Annotated in this window: 5 protein-coding genes; all 5 read right to left on the bottom strand. The window is 46.3% G+C overall.

Annotated features, from left to right (window positions below; translation table 11 throughout):
- Positions 1-14 precede the first annotated feature (14 nt).
- The 5 genes from RT018_RS14955 to RT018_RS14935 all read right to left on the bottom strand — a co-directional run bounded on the left by RT018_RS14955 (position 15) and on the right by RT018_RS14935 (position 2,960).
- A complete protein-coding gene (locus RT018_RS14955) occupies positions 15-428 on the bottom strand; it encodes a hypothetical protein (RefSeq protein WP_312943123.1) in 414 nt (137 codons plus the stop codon).
- Positions 429-518: 90 nt separating this feature from the next.
- Positions 519-1,148, bottom strand: a complete 630-nt coding sequence (locus RT018_RS14950; protein ID WP_312943122.1) for a hypothetical protein — start codon at positions 1,146-1,148, stop codon at positions 519-521.
- A gap of 116 nt (positions 1,149-1,264) precedes the next feature.
- Positions 1,265-1,618, bottom strand: coding sequence for a hypothetical protein (locus RT018_RS14945; RefSeq protein WP_312943121.1), 354 nt, complete (start codon positions 1,616-1,618; stop codon positions 1,265-1,267).
- A 113-nt stretch (positions 1,619-1,731) separates the two neighbouring features.
- Positions 1,732-2,442, bottom strand: a complete 711-nt coding sequence (locus RT018_RS14940) for a DUF4367 domain-containing protein (RefSeq protein ID WP_312943120.1) — start codon at positions 2,440-2,442, stop codon at positions 1,732-1,734.
- A complete protein-coding gene (locus RT018_RS14935; RefSeq protein ID WP_312943119.1) occupies positions 2,439-2,960 on the bottom strand; it encodes a sigma-70 family RNA polymerase sigma factor in 522 nt (173 codons plus the stop codon). The genes RT018_RS14940 and RT018_RS14935 overlap by 4 nt, the downstream gene beginning before the upstream one ends.
- Positions 2,961-3,109: the final 149 nt, after the last annotated feature.

Here is a 3,109-nt window from a genome sequence, read left to right as displayed (position 1 = left end):
GATTTAATACTTCCCTAAGAAACTTTTTTATCGATCCCTAATCCAATCAGTATGCCGGGAACAAGAAATGCAAATGTGCCTTTTAAAAGCCGTGGCAAGATCAGTAGCGAAGGCTTTACAAGGTCAGACGCTTTCATGAGAGAAAACACAACAACTCCACAGTATGCTGCTACCATGGCAATCCCGAACCATAAAGATACTTTGCGGAATCGACGGTCCACTTGCAACGGAAAAAGTGCGAGAGCTCCTACAATTCCAATACACAGCCAAAAAGCTGGTTTAGCTGCATAAATGTAAATAAGTTCCCATGGTGAGATTATAAATGCTTGTGTACGAAGAGGTGCCAATACAAGCCAATTGTAGATACCTATGATGACCGAAATTATTATGATAATCCCGCACAAACAATAGCATACCTTGTGTTTCATAAAGCCTCCTCAAATTATCTTGGATCGTCAATGCTGTCGGAGTAAGAAATGTCTCATGCTCGTGCAACAGGAAGGAAACATCCCTCTCGCTTAGTTATTAAAGAGAATGTTTGTGAGAGTAAAAGACCATCTCCACGCTGTACCCATCAAGTAGTTTACAGTCAAATTAGCACCCATGACAGCATGAGTATCAGATGCTACATAGTTTGTAAAGCTAGTGGAAATATTAAAATAATTAGCTACAGAACGATCCAAGACGCTTTGTGTGGTTGGCCTGGGGAAAAGCCCACTACAGCCGTATGACACTGTTGCAGACTCAACAGAAGCCTTCTGATCAGTAATTACCCAGTGCCCGGACACACTGGTTAAAAGATACTCAGTAGGTGTATTCTGGTGGGCATAGTTAATGGTTAAATAAACAGTTGAAGCAATCGCACCATCATGATCACTTTCTGTTGTCGATCCACTTGCTCTTAGTGATGCTGGTAAATCATATTTATAAGTTACACTGTTATTATTACCTATGCTTCGCGTTAATGGACTCATTGATACCAGTGTTCCCTCAATAATATGCTGCGCGCCGTCCTCGGTTGTTAATACTCCAATCATCTCGGGCGTTGCTCCAGAAAGTGATACATTAGAATCTGCCGCAAATGCAGGAACGCACAGAGACAGGCACATCACCAGCGCCAGAGCCAAACTCATCATTTTCTTTTTCATGCTATACCTCTTTTCTTATTTTGTAAATTATTTTTTGGTCAACGTTTGGATGCAAACGCGCACGGGTTTACGGCATTGGCCTCACCTCTTCTTTCCTCGATTTGCCGCCTGTCACCTTACGGACAGGTATTGCTGACGGAGACAGAAGGCTTGGTTGTTCCATTCACGGAATAGCTCAGGGTCAGGGTGTAACTTTTTCCACCCTTGACGGCACACTGGCCGGAGACAAAGACCGACCCGGTTCCAGAGCTGCTCCATGAGTCCACATAGGTATTCCCCTGATAGAGGGTCAGAGTCGCGGAAACCTTGTCGCTAGTGCTTGCGCCTTTGCAATTCACATAACAGCTTGCGGTCGTTTCACTGAAAGATAGGGTAGGACGGCTGCCAACAGCCCGTAGTTGCACCGCCTGAACGGAAATTGATAACACCAGCAACAGCAACGCTGCAAAAGAAAACGTACGTCTCTTCATTAAATACACCTCCTCTCTGCGTTGGATAAGGCTTCCATTTTTGCCTTTATCCTATCAACGCTTCGAGGAGGTGCTTTTCTTACATAATCTTTAAAAATTTTGCAAAAAACATTCTATTTTGTCGATTCTTTCAAAGCAACACTCTCTGCTATGTACAAAATGTCGGATTCATCAAGGAAAGCGTCCACTTCAAACTGAAGATTCGCGTTTGGATCAATCCAAGTGAGCGTGTTGTCGTTCTTTGGATCAAGCGATAAGAAAATTTGGCCGTCAAAGCCGTTGACCGTGATATCCTGCACCTCCACACCTTCTGTTAAAATGTCAAGCGCGGAGCCCTGCTGCATATACGAATAGTCGAACCGCAGCCACTGGCCTTCCTCATTTTTGTAGGTCACGCAAAAGTATTCCGGCATTTCAATCCGTTCGGTTTCCGCATAGCCTTCCGGCAGTTCGGTAATTTCATACTTGGGCAATTCCCCGGAAATTTGCTTCCCGTAATAGCGATAGAGGATGTGCGTCTCGTACCACTCCGTTACCCAATGGATCACCGCGGCGCGCACGGTGGGACTGACCGCCATCAGCGTTCCCAACGACAAAGAGCACACCAAGAGGATTGCCGCCGCCGTCTGCACGCACTTTTTCCAAAGAGGGCGAACACGGCGCTTTGCCCAACGCTGTGGATTTGTCAGCATGGCGTTCATCTGCCGCTGAAAGCGAGGGGAAACGGCGACTGGCTTCGTGGAGAAAAGCTCTTCCGAAAACTCGATTGCCGCGGCATCTAAAAAAAGCCCCCGCAATGCGGAATGCTCTGTATCGTTTGTCACCGTGTATACTCCTCTCGCAGTTTTTTGATTAAGATTGCCCGTCCCCGATGAATCCGTGTGTTGACGGTTGTCTCCTTCAAATTGAGCGCCTCGGCGATTTCCTTTGTACTGCGCTCCTCTACAAACCGCATTTCCAACACCGCGCGGAAGGTTTCCGGCATCGTTTGGATCATCTCGTTAATTGTCTTTCCGTCATCGTCCCCAAAGGCGGCTGTTTCGTCGGCAAAAGCATCCTTGAGGGGCAGTTCTTCTTTGCGCTTTCGCAGAATTGTAATCGCTTCGTTCCTCACTATGATGACGAGGTAGGCGCCCCTTTTCTTACAGGAAACCTCCAGAATTTTTGAAAAGTTTTGCACCGCCTTCAACCAGGCATTTTGGACGGCGTCCTCCGCGTCCTGCTGGTTTTTCGGAAAATAGCGCTGGGCAACCCGCAGCATTGCGTTTCCGTACTGATTGTAAAGCTCTAAAAATAGTTGCCGTTCCGCATCGGATTCCAGCATGGATAAGAAAATCAGCATCCGCCTTTCTCCCCTCTGTGACGTTCTATCAAAAAAGCTTGTAAGAGCTGTTGGCCTTGAAATCTTATGTGTTGAGTTTCGGTGCGTTTTGAGAATGCAGAAGTAAAAACAATCAAAGCGCAGAATCTAAATGATAATAAATTCTGCGC

Source organism: Oscillibacter sp. (assembly GCF_032060045.1).
Classification (GTDB): Bacteria; Bacillota; Clostridia; order Oscillospirales; family Oscillospiraceae; genus Oscillibacter.
Note: the sequence above shows the minus strand (reverse complement) of the source record. Positions and strands in the feature narration are given on the sequence as shown.